The 17185-nt window shown below is 36.0% G+C and carries 16 protein-coding genes; 2 read left to right on the top strand and 14 right to left on the bottom strand.

Annotation, left to right across the window (positions count from 1 at the left end; genetic code table 11):
- Positions 1 to 984: 984 nt before the first annotated feature.
- A complete protein-coding gene (locus A9G35_RS06480) occupies positions 985 to 1200 on the top strand; it encodes a DUF4177 domain-containing protein (protein ID WP_065636164.1) in 216 nt (71 codons plus the stop codon).
- Between the two features lie 206 nt (positions 1201 to 1406).
- Here A9G35_RS06480 and A9G35_RS06475 read toward each other — a convergent pair whose 3' ends face one another.
- Genes A9G35_RS06475 through A9G35_RS06455 form a run of 5 tightly spaced genes read right to left on the bottom strand, consistent with a single transcriptional unit; the run spans position 1407 to position 3289 of the window.
- Complete coding sequence (locus tag A9G35_RS06475; protein WP_065636163.1) at positions 1407 to 1790, bottom strand: DMT family transporter; 384 nt, start codon at positions 1788 to 1790, stop codon at positions 1407 to 1409.
- On the bottom strand, positions 1790 to 2146 hold the full coding sequence (locus A9G35_RS06470; protein ID WP_065636162.1) for an EamA family transporter: 357 nt from the start codon (positions 2144 to 2146) through the stop codon (positions 1790 to 1792). Before A9G35_RS06470 ends, A9G35_RS06475 begins: the two co-directional genes overlap by 1 nt.
- Positions 2134 to 2568 (bottom strand): zinc uptake transcriptional repressor Zur, encoded by a 435-nt coding sequence (gene zur, locus A9G35_RS06465; RefSeq protein WP_065636161.1) that lies wholly within the window; start codon positions 2566 to 2568, stop codon positions 2134 to 2136. The genes A9G35_RS06470 and zur overlap by 13 nt, the downstream gene beginning before the upstream one ends.
- Before the next feature lie 15 nt (positions 2569 to 2583).
- On the bottom strand, positions 2584 to 2859 hold the full coding sequence (locus A9G35_RS06460; protein WP_065636167.1) for an RnfH family protein: 276 nt from the start codon (positions 2857 to 2859) through the stop codon (positions 2584 to 2586).
- A gap of 1 nt (position 2860) precedes the next feature.
- Complete coding sequence (locus tag A9G35_RS06455; RefSeq protein ID WP_065636168.1) at positions 2861 to 3289, bottom strand: type II toxin-antitoxin system RatA family toxin; 429 nt, start codon at positions 3287 to 3289, stop codon at positions 2861 to 2863.
- Positions 3290 to 3355: 66 nt separating this feature from the next.
- On the opposite strand from A9G35_RS06455, the gene smpB reads away from it, so the two are divergent.
- Positions 3356 to 3838, top strand: coding sequence for an SsrA-binding protein SmpB (gene smpB, locus A9G35_RS06450; protein ID WP_065636160.1), 483 nt, complete (start codon positions 3356 to 3358; stop codon positions 3836 to 3838).
- A 197-nt stretch (positions 3839 to 4035) separates the two neighbouring features.
- Here smpB and A9G35_RS06445 read toward each other — a convergent pair whose 3' ends face one another.
- The 9 genes from A9G35_RS06445 to ltrA all read right to left on the bottom strand — a co-directional run bounded on the left by A9G35_RS06445 (position 4036) and on the right by ltrA (position 16237).
- Complete coding sequence (locus A9G35_RS06445; protein ID WP_065636159.1) at positions 4036 to 4830, bottom strand: ABC transporter ATP-binding protein; 795 nt, start codon at positions 4828 to 4830, stop codon at positions 4036 to 4038.
- Positions 4831 to 4832: 2 nt separating this feature from the next.
- Positions 4833 to 5777 (bottom strand): ABC transporter permease, encoded by a 945-nt coding sequence (locus tag A9G35_RS06440; protein ID WP_065636158.1) that lies wholly within the window; start codon positions 5775 to 5777, stop codon positions 4833 to 4835.
- A gap of 60 nt (positions 5778 to 5837) precedes the next feature.
- Positions 5838 to 6815 (bottom strand): ABC transporter substrate-binding protein, encoded by a 978-nt coding sequence (locus A9G35_RS06435; protein ID WP_065636157.1) that lies wholly within the window; start codon positions 6813 to 6815, stop codon positions 5838 to 5840.
- Positions 6816 to 7094: 279 nt separating this feature from the next.
- Entirely contained in the window at positions 7095 to 8057 is a 963-nt protein-coding gene (locus A9G35_RS06430) for an ABC transporter substrate-binding protein (RefSeq protein ID WP_065636156.1), read from the bottom strand.
- A gap of 159 nt (positions 8058 to 8216) precedes the next feature.
- Positions 8217 to 9125: a formate dehydrogenase accessory protein FdhE gene (gene fdhE, locus A9G35_RS06425; protein ID WP_065636155.1), complete on the bottom strand. Its 909-nt coding sequence runs from the start codon at positions 9123 to 9125 to the stop codon at positions 8217 to 8219.
- Between the two features lie 119 nt (positions 9126 to 9244).
- Positions 9245 to 9928, bottom strand: coding sequence for a formate dehydrogenase subunit gamma (locus A9G35_RS06420; RefSeq protein ID WP_065636154.1), 684 nt, complete (start codon positions 9926 to 9928; stop codon positions 9245 to 9247).
- Positions 9921 to 10895, bottom strand: a complete 975-nt coding sequence (fdxH, locus tag A9G35_RS06415; protein WP_081300136.1) for a formate dehydrogenase subunit beta — start codon at positions 10893 to 10895, stop codon at positions 9921 to 9923. The genes A9G35_RS06420 and fdxH overlap by 8 nt, the downstream gene beginning before the upstream one ends.
- A gap of 15 nt (positions 10896 to 10910) precedes the next feature.
- Entirely contained in the window at positions 10911 to 13979 is a 3069-nt protein-coding gene (gene fdnG, locus A9G35_RS06410; protein ID WP_081300135.1) for a formate dehydrogenase-N subunit alpha, read from the bottom strand.
- A gap of 593 nt (positions 13980 to 14572) precedes the next feature.
- Positions 14573 to 16237: a group II intron reverse transcriptase/maturase gene (gene ltrA / locus A9G35_RS06405; RefSeq protein ID WP_065636165.1), complete on the bottom strand. Its 1665-nt coding sequence runs from the start codon at positions 16235 to 16237 to the stop codon at positions 14573 to 14575.
- Between the last annotated feature and the right edge of the window lie 948 nt (positions 16238 to 17185).

Here is a 17185-nt window from a genome sequence, read left to right as displayed (position 1 = left end):
CGTAAGGGGTGCCAGTATAAAGGCCATAAGGCGTTTGCGAGCCATCGGTAATATAGTAGTTTTTAACGGCTTGCGCATCACTGACGTTAGAAAGCACCGCATATAAAGGCATAGACGAGGTGGCGGTAATGGTGCGCCAGTTAGCTAGTGGCATATCTAACATAATATGCTTACTCCATGAAATAAAACAAAATAATAATTAACATTATGATTTATCAATATCACCAACAACATCCCCACCATAGAGCCGTTAAGAAATCGAAAATAAATGCATTTTCTTATTTAAAATACGTTATTTTTGTTATTGAAACAATATTTTTGAACGATATTATTTCAATAATCTTTTTTTAGCACTTATTGTTGTATAAATTATTTCGTTTATTTAACATCGGTATTATTGATATAATTTATTAGTTTATTGCTTAACTAACTAAATTATAAATAATTTTAATATTTATCTTTGGTGTTATCTTTTATAATGAATAGACTATAGAAATTCCTTGCGTTGTTTACAGTAATTTGAAAAATTACTGTTATCCCCCCCATAAAAAACAGAATTAACGCCTATCACAGACACACGATAAGGGCTGATACCAAAGGTTTACCTTGACTTAACAATCAAACAAAACAGCAAACTAAAGAATATTTACCCATTAATACCCATTTGATTTTTATTGTTTTTATACATAAACGTAGTACACTCCTGAAACTTTTTGACAAAAATGGGGCGGTCTTTGTTTAGATAACTGTAGATTTTAACTTTTCTAACTATCCTCTTCACCAAGGATTTGGGTAAGGGAGCGGTGGCTATCTTCTTTTACTTTTATTATGGAGAATTTTCTACTTTTTGTTGTACTATTTTAAGGGATAGTTACACTACAGAATAAAAACCAAATTGTTGTGTGATAGATACTAACGTTTAAAAAGTATATAATGTTACAAACTTTAATGTTAATTTAAGAAAGTACTGGAGATTTAATTGCTATGAAAGAATATAAGGTAGTTATTTATCAAGAAAATGCTTTTTCTTCATTTCTTTTTGGCGCAGCCAATGTTAATCCCGTTAGATTTTCCCAATTGTTAAATAAAAATGCTGAAGCAGGCTGGCGTGTAGTTACTATGGAAAGAGAGATTCGTCGCTTGTTCCTATTTTGGAAACGAGAAGCTCACATAGTTATCCTTGAACGTGACCGTATTTAAATAAACCGAAAATAATTTTTATTAACAAAATCTTTTTAGAAGTAATATTCCAAATTAATAATTATGAGGTTGAATATTAATATACTTACTGAAGCATATTAATTTCACAAAATAGAATAAATTACTAAATTAAACAAATTAGATCCGTAATATTTTGTAAAGAACTTTCAGAAAACACGGAGTTTTAGTATAAAAATAGAAGGGATTTACGATTTACGCTGCAATTTTTGCTCGGCTATAGCCAAAAAAACAATACCAATAATAATACATAATCCACCAAGCATGCGTGTGAATGTAATTTTTTCATCAAAAACAATCACCGATACTAGCATCACTGTAACCACCTGTAAATGAGATGCCGCAAAGGCCGGACCAACTGGAGCTTTTTTTAATAATATCATCCAAGTAATAAACGCTCCTGTATAACCCAATATGACTAAATAAGCCCAACCATAAGTAAAAATACGAACCAACCAATCAAAACTGATTTCAAAGGGCAAGGCTGATAGTGCGGTTAATTTAAAGCTAGTTTGTCCAAAAGTATCAAAAAATAGCAGTAAGATAAAACCAATAATATAAAATTTTTTCATTAAGTCAGTCCCACTAATACTACACCGATGGTAATAAAAAATATCCCCACAATACGAAACAAAGTTAGATGCTCTTTAAATAAAATTCGCCCGGCTAACATAACGGTAATAATATTAAATGATCCTAATAAAATGCCTACTGATAATGGCACTTCACTTAAAAACGCCAACCAACAAATAAATCCAAGAAAATAAGTACTAAAACCAATCCATATCCAAATATTACTAAATAATGTTTGCCAATAATGTAAACCTTGCTTATTTTTGGAGGTGAGTGCGGCATACTTAAATGCAATTTGCCCAACGGTATCGCAAGCAATGTTAATTAGCCAAAGAAAAATAATTAAAGTTGACACAGCTGACAAAGTCCATGTATTTCAAGCACGCTGTGCTTTATTAAAAACTGATTTTGGTGTGCAAGTTGTTTAAGCTGCTCTTCAATATTTTCAGAATGTTTTTCAATAATTTGTTGGCATTTATCACAAATAAATAAAATCGAAATATGTTCTGGATCTTGAAAATGTGGACAAATAATATAGCTATTAGAGGATTCCACTTTATGGATAAACCCTTGCTCAAGTAAAAATTCAAGCGCACGATAGATGGTCGGTGGTTTAGCTTGTGGTTCACTAACTTTGAGCAGATCTAAAAGATCATACGCACTCATTGCTTTATTGGCCGTTAACATAATACCTAAAACAGTTCGACGTTGAGTTGTCAGTTTAATGCCACGCTTTTTGCATAAATTTTCAATCTTTTCAATTAGCAGATTGTGCATTTAGTTTCCTTTGCTTTAATTATTTTTTTGAGCGGCTTTTCTTCGTCTTATTTCTTTGGGATCGTTGATTAACGGCCGATATATCTCAATGCGATCACCGTTTTTGACCAATTGAGTCGGCTCACAACGCTTTCCATAAATACCAATTAGATGGTCATCTAATTTTATTTTGCATATCGTTAAGATATTGGATTTTGTAATTGCTTGCAATACATTCGTTTGCTCATCGACATCACAATCAATAACAATTGCGTTATTGGGTAATGCATAAACAATTTGAATTCTTATCATTTTAATAAATCTGCCTTGCTCGTTTTGAAAACGCATTAACCATGCCATTCATGACTTCTTTAAAGACAGGAGAAAAAGTCATATCTAATAATTTATTTTTGAACTCAAAATCTAAATTAAAACTGATCTTACTTTGGTTTTCAGTAATTTTAACAAATTGCCACCGGCCTGATAATTGTTTAAATGGACCTTCTAAAAGCGTAATATCAATTGAATTAGGTTCATTGATTTGATTTAATGTGGTGAACGATTTTTTGAAACCAAACTTTTCAACCTCAATAAATGCGGCAGTAATATTATCTTGTTTTTTAATAATACCTGTTGCAATACAATCTGGAATAAATTCTGGATATTTTTCAATATCGTTGACTAAAGCAAACATTTGTTCAATTGAATAAGGCTCGATAACTTCGCGAAAAACATGTACCATAATAATAAAATAAAAAAATAAAATTAGTAGCATATAATATCACGTAACTCTATAATAACGCACATTATGAATAAGAAAAAATCACACAAGCCTAGTTCGGCAACTATTGCATTAAATAAACGTGCACGTCATGAATACTTCATTGAAGAAGAGATCGAGGCGGGATTATCTCTGCAAGGTTGGGAGGTAAAATCACTGCGCGCAGGCAAAGCCAATATTAGCGACAGCTATGTTTTGCTAAAAGATGGTGAGGCATGGTTATTTGGGGCAACTATTACTCCGTTAAATGTTGCTTCAACTCATGTCATTTGCGAACCTATGCGCAACCGTAAATTACTGCTAAATGAGCGTGAACTCAATTCGTTATTTGGTCAAATCAATCGCCAAGGTTATACCGTTGTTGCCCTTTCTTTATATTGGAAGAATGCGTGGGCGAAAGTGAAAATTGGGGTAGCCAAAGGTAAAAAAGAATACGATAAACGAACAGATATTAAAGAGCGTCAATGGCAAGTTGATAAAGCTCGGATAATGAAAAATTCCAATCGATAATACTACAGTGTTAATTTATTGAAAGCTTTTATGGTGGCTTATAATTTCTAACTTAATTAAACATCTGCTTTCGCTTACAATTTTTAGTTTCTATTTCTTCCAAATCACGGTAAGTAGCAGATGTTGCTAGAATAAAATGTGTCTCTATAATTATCAAAAAACAATATCTAACCAAGACACTGCTTTTTGATTTATTATTAACCTAAAAGTAAAGCATCGTCGGTAACCTTTTCACCGCGTGTCTGTTCAAACATGGCTAAAAGGTCGGTGATAGTTAATTTTGTACGCTCTTCGCCCGATACATCAAGCACCACTTGCCCCTGATGCAGCATGACAGTTCGGGTGCCATATTCCAAGGCTTGTTTCATTGAGTGAGTTACCATCATGGTCGTTAATTTGTTTTGTGACACCATTTGATCGGTAAGATCTAGAACAAATTGCGCAGTTTTAGGATCAAGTGCCGCTGTGTGCTCGTCTAGAAGTAGTATTTTAGACGGTTGTAAAGTTGACATTAATAAGCTAACAGCTTGCCTTTGCCCACCAGAAAGTAGTCCCATCATGTCGGTTAGTCGATTTTCCAGGCCTAGATTTAGCATCGCTAATTTATCTTTAAATATTGAGCGTGCTTTGCGGTTAAGTGCGGAAGATAATGTAAATTTTTTACCTCGGTTATAAGCAATAGCAAGGTTTTCTTCAATTGTTAGGTTTTCACAAGTTCCAACCATTGGATCTTGAAATACTCGAGCAACCATACCTGCGCGTTTCCATGCTGGCCAACGAGTAACATTTTTATCATTGATCACAATAGAGCCAGAATCAGTTAGCAAATCACCACTAATTGCGTTAAGTAACGAGCTTTTCCCTGCACCGTTACTACCAATGATAGTGACAAACTCTCCTTCGCTGATGTTAAGATTTAACCCTCGTAATACATGATTTTCAATCGGTGTACCTTGATTAAAGGTTAATTGTAATTGTTCTGCTTTAATCATGTTTACTTTCCTCTTTTTTTAGAGAATTTTTTTAACTGCTTCGGTAAGACAAGAGCCAACACAACTAATATTGCTGTAATAAGGTTTAGGTCTTCTGTTCCAACCCCTATATCTTGTAGCAATTCATTACTTAATGCGAAAGCAATAAATAAGCGATACAAGATAGATCCAAAAATAACCGAAAGCATAACAGCCCAAATACGTTTTGTTGGGAAAATGCTTTCACCAAGTATAATTGAGGCTAGTCCAATAACGATTGTACCAACACCAATAGTAATATCGGCACTTCCTTGCGTTTGAACAAATAACGAACCACCTAAAGCAATTAAACCATTTGATATTGCCATACCAAGGATTGTAATTCCATCAGTTGGAATACCTTGAGATTTTGCCATTCGTGGATTTGTGCCTGTTGCTCTTAAGGCAAGCCCTTTTTGGGTATTTAAAAACACATTTAGTAACATCCAAAATACAATTACAAACCCTAAGATCATTATGGGTTGTACTATATATTGATTACTAAAATCGTCAGAAATAAACGGTGAAAAAATAGTATTTTGACCGAGTAATGAAAGATTAGGCGAACCTGCAAGCCTCGTTGTTTCATTCATAACATAAGGCCCAATACCTAATATTCTTAAATTGATAGAATAAAGCCCTATCATGACAATAATACTAGAAAGCAATTGTAAAATATTGAGTTTGACGTATAAAAGCCCTGTCATTGCTCCCGCTAGACAACCAGCAAACATACCTAATAGTGTTGCGATCCAAGGGTCGATACCTATATAAATACATAATCCACATATTGCGCCACCAAGAGGAAAGCTCGCATCAGCAGTAAGATCAGGAAAATCCAGTAAACGAAACGAAATAAATACACCTAAACTAACAAGTGCATAAATAAGCCCAATCCCCATTGAGCCAAATAAAAATTCAAAAGACATGAAAAAATCCATTAAAGTTAACCGCCAAGGCTGGCGGTTTAGTTATAAAAAAATAAAACATTATTTTTCGACAATTTTTGCGGCTGATTTTAATATATCTTCAGATAAAGTGACTCCTTGGCGTTCAGCTGCTTTTTTGTTAATTGTTAGTTGAGTAATATTACCCACTTGTGGTGGAATATCGCCCGGTTTTTCGCCATTAAGGATGCGAATAACAATTTTACCTGCTTGTCGACCAAGATCATAATAACTCATACCTAAAGCAGCAATAGCACCACGTTCTGCAGATTCAGGATTAGAAGCAATAAGAGGAATTTTACTTTCATTAGCTACTTTAGCTAAAACCTCATAAGCAGAAACCACATTATTATCTGTTGTTGTATAGATTAAATCAACTTTACCTTTTAAGCTTCTCGCTGCAGTTGAGATATCAGAAGTGCGTTGTGCAGGTGCAGCAATAATTTTCATACTTCTTTTTTCTAGCTCATCTTGTAATTGTTTAAGTATGATTGTTGAATTAACTTCGCTTGGGCTATAAACATAACCAATATTTTTAGCATCTGGTTTAATTTTAAGCATCATATCAATTTGAGAATCCAGTGACAGTGCATCAGATACACCAGTTACATTCGTTTTTGATGCTTCCCAGCTTGATGTTAATTTAGCTGCAATAGGATCTGTGACAGCAGTAAAAACAATAGGAATAAGTTTTGTTGTTGCAACTAATGCTTGCGAACTTGGAGTTGCAATACCAACGATAACATCAGGTTTACTTGCTGCAAATTGTTTAGCAATTTGCGCTGCATTTGCACCACTGCCTTGTGCACTAGCAAATTGTAGTTTTAAATTTTCCCCATTAATATAACCGTTATCTTTTAATTCATCTTCAACACCTTTACGTACATTATCTAATGCTGGGTGTTCAACGATGGCTGTAATGGCTACAAATTTTTGTTCAATTTTAGGATTTGCTGAAGAATAAAATGCTACAAGCGGTACACTAAGCAGCACAAAAAGTCTAATAATAAAATTACGCATAGAAAGTACTCCTGTAATATTTTTTTTACAACCAAGCTCAATATTAAGCTACTATAAAGCAAAAATAGATAATTTTCTAGAGTAAAAAACAGATTTACTGTAAATATTTCATTACAGAAATGAAGGGTTATTAAAGAAGTGATGTTGATGAGGAGTATTTTAGCATTAGACTAAAGTCGGTAGTTAGTGATATTTATCTATTGGGAATGATCCTTTGCCATATCAAGCGCCTTACTCGCCCAGCGAGCAAGGCTTATTATTTGTTTAGTGGTATTAAATTTAATGATTACCGATGACTTTATCGGCAGACTCAATCACTTCAGGCGTAAAAGTAATTCCTTGTTTTTTAGCCGCATCAATATTAATGACAAGGCGAAGGGCTTGCCCTAATTCTGGGGCAATAGTACCTACTGCTTCACCTTTTAATATACGTACAACAAGCTTACCTGATTGACGACCAACATCGTAATAACTCATTCCGTATGCAGCAACGGCTCCTCGTTCAATCGCATCAGGAAAGGATGCTAAAAGGGGAATTTTATTTTCATTAGCAAATTTGACTAAAGACTCATAAGCGGAAACAACATTGTTATCCGTTGTAGTATAGATTAAATCAACTTTACCTTTTAATGAAAATGCAGCTGTTGAAATGTCTGCTGTTCGTTGAGCAGGTACTGCAAAAAGGGAGATTCCTTGCTCTGCCAATAAAATTTGCAGGTGCTTTAGTACAACTGTTGAGTTTATTTCGCTCGGGCTATAGATATAACCGACTGATTTAACGTTAGGTACAATTTTTTTCATAAAATCAATTTGTGGGCCTATTTCTTGGTAATCAGACACACCAGTAATATTGGTGCCAGTTGGCTTCCAATCTTTAATTAATTTAGCGGCGATAGGATCGGTAATTCCAGCAAATACAATAGGAATTTGTTTGCTCGCTGCAGCTGTTGCTTGTGCACTTGGTGTTGCAATTGCAACAATAACGTCAGATTTTGCTGAAATAAATTGCCTTGCAATTTGAGCTGCAGTTGCACTACTTCCTTGTGCGCTTTTATATTGAATAGTTAAATTTTCATTTAATTTATAACCACTATCTGTTAATTCATCTTTAACACCATCACGAATTTGATCTAATGAAGGATGTTCAACAATTGCCGTAATGGCAACATTTTTCATTGCATCAGCAAAACTATAAAAAGGCACAAGCAATATCATTATTATCAATAAAGTAAAACGTCTCATAAAATACACTCATAAACTAGTACAATAGTTCCATTGTAGCCTTATTATTCTCAAAAGTTAAGTTGTATTTTATGAATTAATGATTATTGCTAACACAGCCGTTATAAAGTGGTGATAAATAATATTAAATTGTTTTTAATCATTGTGTTATTTTTGGTTTTATTGAGCAAATATAAAAGGATTTATTCCACTTTTAGTAAAACCTTCTTCTTCTGTTTTAATATCTAATATTAATGAAGCGATATCATCAGCAATAATTTCAATATGTGGATCTTTATCTTGATCGAAGATTTTTAAATAGCTATGACAAGCATCACAGCATTCCGTTTTGGTGGCAGATAATTCGTTATCGAGTGAAAAATATTGGATATCTTTCATGTTATCACAGCAGGTACATTTTATTCTAGGCACATACCATTGGCTTTCACATAAACTGCAATGTAAATAGCGCAGGCCATTGTTGCTGCCTAATTGGATGATACTAGCCACAGGTATGCTATTACATACAGGGCATAACCAGCTTTTATCTGTGCTTTCTGCTATTGCTTTGCCTTTAATTTGGCTTGCGAGTTGACTGTAATAAACCGACAATGCTGCCCAAATAAATATTGCTTCGTTGCCCTCTACATGAGCAAACTCATTATTGAGTAGATGTAGGGCTTTATCTTGTAACTGTTGAACACTATTTTTTTTAAGTTGCTCAATAACTAATGTTATTTGTTCGGTTGTTGCTGTTATCGAACTTAATAATTCATTGAGGTATTCTTGCCAATTTGTCGATAATGGTCGGTTACTTAAACTTAATGGTGGATTTTCGTTGTTAAGGTACTCAGACAAATCGACATTAATAGGATTTTGTTTTACTAAATTAGCTTGCTGTTCGGCGATTGTGGCGCAAAAATTTAAATAATCACTAAATGGATTATTGGTTGCCAAGGTTTTTAAGCGCTTTGCTCGATGTGCATAAATGGTTTTTGGTGATGGGTAAAACAGTAATGGAATTTGCCTAATAACTGAGTTTGATGCGTGTTGTTCAAGTTGTTTTTGTGGGATGATTTTTATGCTCATTATTAGTTACCATTGATGATTATTTTATCCATAATAGGTTTATCTATATAGACAATACAATATCGCCGATGAATATCAGCGATATTGTTATTTAATTAAAAATTGCTTATAAAAATTTTTTATTCAGGTTTGGTTGCTTGTTCAGTTTTTAATTCAGCTTTTAATTTTAGCTCTTCTTGATAGATTTTTTCCATTTCTTCTTGATACCATGATGAATGGTTTTTACAAGCCCAAGCACGCGATACATAGCCAGTTATCATTCCTTTAATTGAACCTTTAACCCAAATTGCCATATAAGCATGGCCAATAGCAAGTAGAATTAGGCCAATTGCGGCAAGTGAATGGAAAAATATAGCAATACGAATAATTGGAATAGAAAAGTTATCAGCAAAATAGCGACGCCACATAATTATTCCTGTGACAAATAAGACAAAAATTAATCCCATTATGCACCAGAATAAAAATTTCTGACCCACATTATATTTACCTATTGGAATGCCTCTTTCTTTACCTAAAATCACATGTTTAAAGTTTTTAATCCATAAAAGATCATCTTTATTAGGAATATTATGATGAGCCAATTTTAAAAACATAAACATTAGTAAGATAAAAACAACACAGCCTAAAATAGGGTGTAATTCTCTGACTAATTGAGGTGTGCCAAGAAATAATCCAAACAGTTTAATTGATGGAAAAAACAGCGACAAACCTGATAATGCCGTTAAAATAAACAGGCACACCATGCACCAATGACAGAAGCGAACAATAAGTGGTGTTCTTAATATCATGCTTTTTTTATTCATGACGATTCTCCTGTTGTGGTAAGTTATCACTATTTTTACATTCAGCAACTGGCAAGCCTAATTTTTTTCGTGCTTGCTTATCTGCTTCTTTTTCGTATTCAATATCATCTTCATCGATATCAATTGCACCAACACCCATATAGTGAAATAGTAAGCCACCAAAAGTGGCAACAAATGCTGCGGCTGAAAGTGGTTTCCAAACACCTTTCCAAAATTTAACAATTTCGCTAATTTGTGGATCTTTAGGTAGACCATGATAAAGTTCTGGTTGATCTGCATGGTGTAAAACATACATCACATGCGTGCCACCAACACCTTGTGGGTCATAAAGCCCCGCATTTTCAAACCCTCGTTTTTTCAAATCGGCAATTCTGTGTTCAGCGTGGCGAATCATGTCTTGTTTTGTGCCAAAATGAATAGCACCCGTTGGACAGGTTTTTACGCACGCTGGCTCTTGTCCAACAGCAACGCGATCTACGCATAAAGTGCATTTATAAGAACGGTTATCTTCTTTACTAACCCTTGGAATATTAAACGGACAACCAGCAATACAGTAACCACAACCAATACAATGTTCTGATTGAAAATCCACAATACCATTTGCGTATTGAATAATAGCACCTTCTGCAGGGCAAGCTTTTAAACACCCAGGATCTGAGCAGTGCATGCAACCATCTTTACGGATCAGCCATTCAAATTTACCATTAATTTCAACTTCCGAATAACGCATTACTGTCCAAGCTTTGGGGTCTAAGTCAGCGGGATTATCATAAACGCCGACAGTATTGCCAATTTCAGCTCGCAAATCGTTCCATTCGCTACAGGCAACTTGGCACGCTTTACAGCCGATACATGTTGTTACATCAATTAATTTTGCGACTTCTTGTTGATAATCGCGCGCTCGTGGTGCAGGGGTTAATGAGTTGGTTCCTGAGCGGCGAATAATATCTTGTGTTTGTAATGACATAATTGATCTTCCTCCTTATGCCGCACTGGTAACTTTTTCGATATTGACTAAGAATGATTTATATTCTGGTGTTTGTGAATTAGCATCACCTAAATGAGGTGTTAATTCATTAACCAAAAATCCTTTCTTTGTTTGCCCCGTGAATCCCCATACAATCGGAATTCCTATGGTTTCAATCTCTTTACCATCCACGGTTAATGTCGGAAGACGTTTTGTCACAACAGCTTTAGCTTTGATATAACCCCGATATGAAGTCACTTTAACCGTATCACCTAATTTGATACCTTTTTTATTGGCTAAATTTTCACTTAGTTCAATAAATTGCTCTGGTTGAGTTATCGAAGCTAACCTTGCATGCTGTGTCCAGAAGTGAAAATGTTCTGTGATGCTATAAGTCGTACCAACGTAAGGAAATTCGCTAGCATTCCCTAAGCGAGCCAAATCTTCTTTAAATGCTCGTGCAACTGGACTGCTTATTTGATTTGGATGCAATGGATTATTGGTAATAGGTGTTTCAAATGGTTCATAATGCTCAGGGAATGGTCCATCGACTAATCGATTTAAACAAAATAATCCACCTAAACCATCGTTATTCATGATAAAAGCACCTGCACCAGCACTTGGCGATAATGTTGCTGTAAAATCAGGAACATCATTACCAACCCAGCTTGAGCCATTCCATTTTACTAGAACTCGTTTAGGATCCCATGGTTTGCCGTTTTCATCTGCTGATGCACGATTATAAAGTATACGTCGATTCATTGGCCATGCCCAAGCCCAACCAGCATGAACGCCTTTTCCTGATGGATCGCTTGGATCACGCCTTGCCATTTGGTTGCCTTGCTCAGTCCAAGAACCGCAAAATATCCAAATACCTGATGAAGTTGTTCCGTCTGCTTTTAATTGCGAAAAACCACTGAGTAACTGACCTTTTTTAAGGATAACATTTCCATTTGTATCAGTGATATCTGCAAGCGCACGTCCATTATAATCTTTGGCTAGCTCTTCGGCTGCTGGACCTTCAGGATTTTGATAATCCCAAACTAAATTATCAATTGGCTCGTGATAAGCGCCTCCTTCTTCGGCATATAGCTCTTTAATTCTTAAAAAGATACGCGCAATAATTTCAGGATCATATAATGCTTCGTAAGGCGGTCTAGCTGCTGCCCAATGCCATTGTAGCCAACGAGAAGAGTTAACAATTGTTCCGTTTTCTTCAGCAAAACAGTTTGATGGTAATCTAAATACTTCGGTTTGAATTTTGCTAGAATCCACATCATTTGATTCACCGTGGTTTTTCCAAAATTCCGCGGTTTCGGTCGGCATAGGATCGATGCTAACTAAGAATTTTAAGTTAGATAAACCTTCACGAATACTATTTTTATCGGGTAGTGCGGCAAGCGGGTTAAAGCCTTGGCAAATAAAACCATTGGCTTGTCCATCACGCATCATTTTACTGAATCTTAAAACATCATAGGTTTTATCCCATTTTGGTAACCAATCAAATCCCCAATCGTTATCTTGAGTCGATTTATCACCGTACATTGATTTCATAAAGCTAACAAAGAATTTTGGATAATTTCCCCAAAAATTCACTTCACTTGGGCCAAGTGGTTTTGGTGTTTTTTCATCTAGATACTGAGCAAGTGAAACTTGAGACTCTTTTGGCAAATCAAGATAAGCAGGCAGGCGATTTGACAACAAACCTACATCGGTTAAACCTTGAATATTTGAATGCCCACGCAGTGCATTAATGCCTCCACCCATAACACCAATATTGCCTAAAAGAAGCTGAATCATGGCTGCAGTACGGATAATTTGTGAGCCATAAGTGTGCTGAGTCCAACCTAATGCATATAAAAAGGTTGCGGCTCTATCATTGGTTTTGGTACTAGCAAGTGAGCGGCAGACATGTAAAAAGCCATCAATTGGGCTACCAGTTACCTTATTGACCATTTCGGGTGTATAACGGCTAACGTGTTGTTTTAATAAATTCCAAACACAACGAGGATGGCTTAGTGTTTTATCCCGAAGTGCGTAACCATTTTCATCTTTTTGATATGCCCAACTAGTTTGATCGTATTGACGATTAGTTGCATCATATCCACTAAACAATCCGCTATTGGCATCAAAATTAAAATCATCACGCACAATTAAACTAGCATTACTGTGTGTTACCAAATACTCAAAGTTAACTTCGTTGTGAGTAATCAGATAATTAATAATACCAAGTAAAAAAGCAATATCAGATCCTGAACGAATCGGTACATAGTGATCGGCAACTGAAGCCGTTCGCTGAAAACGAGGGTCAATAACAATTAGTTCTGCGCCATTATTAATTTTAGCTTCAATTGCCCATTTAAAACCAACTGGATGGGCTTCTGCGGCATTACCGCCCATGACAATAACAACATTGGCGTTTTTGATATCATTCCAGTTGTTAGTCATTGCTCCTCGACCAAATGTAGCTGCTAAGCTAGATACAGAAGGGCCATGGCAAACTCGTGCTTGAGTTTCAAGACTTAACATACCTAATGCACGAGCAACTTTAAATGCTAACCAACCTGTTTCATTACTTGCAGCCGATGTAACAAGCCACCCTGTTGTTGTCCAGCGGTTAACTGTTGTGCCTTTCTCATTTTTCTCAATAAAATTTTTATCTCGGTCAGCTTTCATCAAACGAGCTATACGGTCAATAGCCTCATCCCAACTTATTTTTTGCCATTTATCAGAACCTGGCGCGCGGTATTGGGGGTATTTAACACGATTTTCACTTTTTATAAAGTCAACTACACCAGCACCTTTAGGACAAAGTGAGCCACGACTAACAGGATGATCAGGATCGCCTTCTATATGAAATATAGATGATTCGGCATTTTTAGCTCCATCACCACGACTATAAAGTAACATTCCACAACCAACTGAACAATAAGTACAGTTATTACGAGTTTCTTTAGATTTGAGTAATTTAAATTGGCGAGTTTGTGCAAGCGCCAAATTAGGCGCTAATCCTAGTGTGGCTACCGTTGTTCCTGCCATACCACCAGCGCAGATCTTAAAGAACTGCCTACGGTTAAATAGCATATGGACTCCTTAAAAAGCTGACATTATTTGATTTATTGTATTGGAAGTTATTAACATCCTTATTAATTGTAATGATAATATTTAATGGCATGGAAATAAAGGGAAAAACGGATATGAATTCACAAAGTTTGATATATATCAAAAAATAAATCTTCAACAGCTTAATTTATGTCACATATGGTAAAAAATGATATTAATATAAAAAAGTTTCAGAAAAACTAGGTTTCAGTATAAATACGTTTTTGGATAAAAAAGAATTTTTGTGATCGATTTAAAAAAGAAATCCTAAAAAATAGGCTCTTTTAGACTATGATTTACTTTCAATAGTTAAAGGCTACATCTTCTTTTTGATTTTTATACAATAGCCCTGTGGACATTATATAATTTTCCACAAGGCTATTATCAAAGATTAGATAATAAAAATAATCACCCAATCTAGTCAACTTATTATTAAAATCAATAAGTTGACTTCAAGCTAGTGCTCATTTATCACACAGTCGGGTAGCAACGACACATTACTGTGTCGCCGCCCCCTAAGAACTGTACAAGCGAATTTCTCCGCATACAGCTCAAGCCTTCCTATTAACTTATTGCTAAGTCGGTTTCAATACGTCTAACTTCAGTGCATGAACTTTAGTATGACATACAGGGTGTAATAATATTCTGTTTTCCAGCTTATTATCTCCCCCATGTACACGGTATATAATATGATGGTCATGCCAACCTGTCTCTTTTGTGATAGGTAACTGACATAATCCACAACGCCCTTTTTGTTCTTTATACAGCCTTTGCCATTGACTTCTGTGCGAATAATCTTCGTACATCCGTTTTTGGTAAAGCGTTTCGCCGTATAATTCCCATTCAGGTAAAAACGGATTGTATTCCGATTTCACCTTTACATGACGTTTAATTTCTGTCTTACTGCACAGCAGTAATTCCATCCATTTCTTTTCACCATGTCGATTTATTGTGTGTGTGCCAAATATCCAGTCCCTGTTTTGTATCCTTGTAAAATATTTCTCTTTTACAAATCGTTTCCGTCTGTTACTGTGTCTTCGACAACACCAACGCCAAATCGCTTTCCAGACTAAATGGTCTACTTTACTGTACGTTTCTTTAGCAACAATGCTACGGTGATAGTTAGCCCATCCCCTTAACATTGGATTTAATTTTGCTATTAGTATGTCCTGCTTAACCATCTTCATTGCACTTATTGTCTCTTTTACCTTGCGATAAAATGCTTTCACATTCTTTTTGCTTGGTTTAATCAACAATTTGCCTTTAAATGATTTTACTGTCCACCCTAAGAAATCAAATCCTTGCTCGATATTAACAATGCGCGTCTTTCTTTCAGATAAGGTTAGTCCTCTCTCTTTCAAAAATTCACGCATTACTGGTATAACTTCATTTTCCAGTAATTCTTTCGAACTTCCGGATATAATAAAATCGTCCGCATATCGAACCATATACACCTTATTGGCTCGCCGTTGTCTATTTCCTACTACACCGAAGTGTTTCGTTAATAGTTCGTCCATACCATCCAGTGCCATGTTCGCCAAAGTCGGTGAAATAATACCCCCTTGCGGTGTACCTTCCTCCGTCCGCTTGACCTGTCCCATATCCACTACACCCGATTTTAACCATTTTGCTAATATCCGCTTATTCATCGGAATATTTTCAATTAACCAATCATGGCTTATATGGTCAAAACATCCCTGTATGTCGGCATCCAATACCCATTGCGCCGTTTGTCTCATTTGACTCCCTTTGCGTGAGAATATCTTATGCACGTGGCTAATCGCATCCGCCGTTGAGCGGTTGATGCGAAATCCATATGAGTTTTTATCTGCTGTAGTTTCAGCAACAGGCTGTAAAGCAAATAAGTACAGCGCTTGCATTGCTCTGTCTTTCATGGTCGGAATGCCTAATGGGCGCTTCTTTCCATCCGATTTCGGAATATAAACCCGCTTTAGTGGCTTCGGTCTATATCCTTTACTTGTCAGCGTTGCAATCGCTTCCCATTTACTCTTTGGTGTTGACCATGTTACTTTGTCAACGCCTGCCGTTCTTTTACCTCTGTTTTCCGTCACCCTTCGCACTGCCAATTGCTTGGCGTACGTTGAGCGTGTTAGTAACCTTTGTAAGCGTTTAACCTTACGGTAGTCACCTTCAATTGTTGCCTTCGCAATCCGTACCTGCAACCCTTTAACATGTTTTGTTGCTTTGACCCAATCAATCTTGTGCCATAGCTCATTCATGTCAGGAGTCGCTGGAGCTGGACTACTTTTAACTTTTTGGTTAAACTTAGTGTACTCTTTCATACTTACTCCTGTAGTAACAGAAATAAGCAGAAATCTACTTGGTTTTTTTGTGAATAATTTCTTCTATCGTGAACGGAGAGAAGAATTATTCAGTGGGCCAAATAAATTCTACTTCTCTGTCACATGGTAAAATTGTTAGAGTAGGGAAATGGGCTTGTTTAACTTGCCTGTTTCCTTCCTCACCCAATCATTCCCGAAGAAATGACCACAAAAGGATTAGCCAACATCTTACGATGAAAGACCAGTTAGAAGTCTGCACCCTTTCGGGTTAGGTCATGTTTCATACCCTATATCAGCCATTACAGCCAATCATTCGCTTTCTCTAACCTCCCTTACCTGCACCCCCAACAGTATCGCTTGCGCTCTACCTGCCTTTCGGCGGAAATACAGGCTTACCAAGTTCCATTATTATCACATAAATAGTTAAGATGCTGCCTGTTCGCCGATAGTGTTTATGATGACGTATCCCCAATGTAAAAAGAGATATCCCACTATATACCTTTTTGGTTAGAGCTTGTCAGTAGCTTAAGCTCTTTACAATTCACGACGTTTATCAGCAATTCACTTACGTTCATCTTTCTATTTAGCCTAGCCCCTCATGACATGCTACTTGCCATTACTTAATGTTACCTCACGATACGCATTAACCTTGCTATTCCTCAAGGGGGTACATTGTCAGGAAGCTCCATACCAGACCGTTGCCAATCTCGCACTATCCCTAGGCTACTGTTAGTCATATAACAGGTTGACTCATATTTTATATAACATAGTGCCTATAAAATATGCCAACAATGATAATAACAGCTTGTGCACTTATTTAACTTCACAATAGGTCAATTCTAGCTTAAACTATATGCTGATGGGTTCTTTCGTTTCCTTGGTCAA

Source organism: Gilliamella sp. Choc5-1, assembly GCF_001690595.1.
Classification (GTDB): domain Bacteria; phylum Pseudomonadota; class Gammaproteobacteria; order Enterobacterales; family Orbaceae; genus Gilliamella; species Gilliamella apicola_M.
Note: the sequence above shows the minus strand (reverse complement) of the source record. Positions and strands in the feature narration are given on the sequence as shown.

Excerpts from the sequence above, each read along its gene's own strand:
- A9G35_RS06480 (WP_065636164.1), top strand. The coding sequence starts at position 985 with ATGAAAGAATATAAGGTAGTTATTTATCAAGAAAATGCTTTTTCTTCA.
- A9G35_RS06475 (WP_065636163.1), bottom strand. The coding sequence starts at position 1,790 with ATGAAAAAATTTTATATTATTGGTTTTATCTTACTGCTATTTTTTGAT.
- zur (WP_065636161.1), bottom strand. The coding sequence starts at position 2,568 with ATGCACAATCTGCTAATTGAAAAGATTGAAAATTTATGCAAAAAGCGT.
- A9G35_RS06460 (WP_065636167.1), bottom strand. The coding sequence starts at position 2,859 with ATGATAAGAATTCAAATTGTTTATGCATTACCCAATAACGCAATTGTT.
- A9G35_RS06455 (WP_065636168.1), bottom strand. The coding sequence starts at position 3,289 with ATGGTACATGTTTTTCGCGAAGTTATCGAGCCTTATTCAATTGAACAA.
- smpB (WP_065636160.1), top strand. The coding sequence starts at position 3,356 with ATGAATAAGAAAAAATCACACAAGCCTAGTTCGGCAACTATTGCATTA.
- A9G35_RS06445 (WP_065636159.1), bottom strand. The coding sequence starts at position 4,830 with ATGATTAAAGCAGAACAATTACAATTAACCTTTAATCAAGGTACACCG.
- A9G35_RS06440 (WP_065636158.1), bottom strand. The coding sequence starts at position 5,777 with ATGTCTTTTGAATTTTTATTTGGCTCAATGGGGATTGGGCTTATTTAT.
- A9G35_RS06435 (WP_065636157.1), bottom strand. The coding sequence starts at position 6,815 with ATGCGTAATTTTATTATTAGACTTTTTGTGCTGCTTAGTGTACCGCTT.
- A9G35_RS06430 (WP_065636156.1), bottom strand. The coding sequence starts at position 8,057 with ATGAGACGTTTTACTTTATTGATAATAATGATATTGCTTGTGCCTTTT.
- fdhE (WP_065636155.1), bottom strand. The coding sequence starts at position 9,125 with ATGAGCATAAAAATCATCCCACAAAAACAACTTGAACAACACGCATCA.
- A9G35_RS06420 (WP_065636154.1), bottom strand. The coding sequence starts at position 9,928 with ATGAATAAAAAAAGCATGATATTAAGAACACCACTTATTGTTCGCTTC.
- fdxH (WP_081300136.1), bottom strand. The coding sequence starts at position 10,895 with ATGTCATTACAAACACAAGATATTATTCGCCGCTCAGGAACCAACTCA.
- fdnG (WP_081300135.1), bottom strand. The coding sequence starts at position 13,979 with ATGCTATTTAACCGTAGGCAGTTCTTTAAGATCTGCGCTGGTGGTATG.
- ltrA (WP_065636165.1), bottom strand. The coding sequence starts at position 16,237 with ATGAATGAGCTATGGCACAAGATTGATTGGGTCAAAGCAACAAAACAT.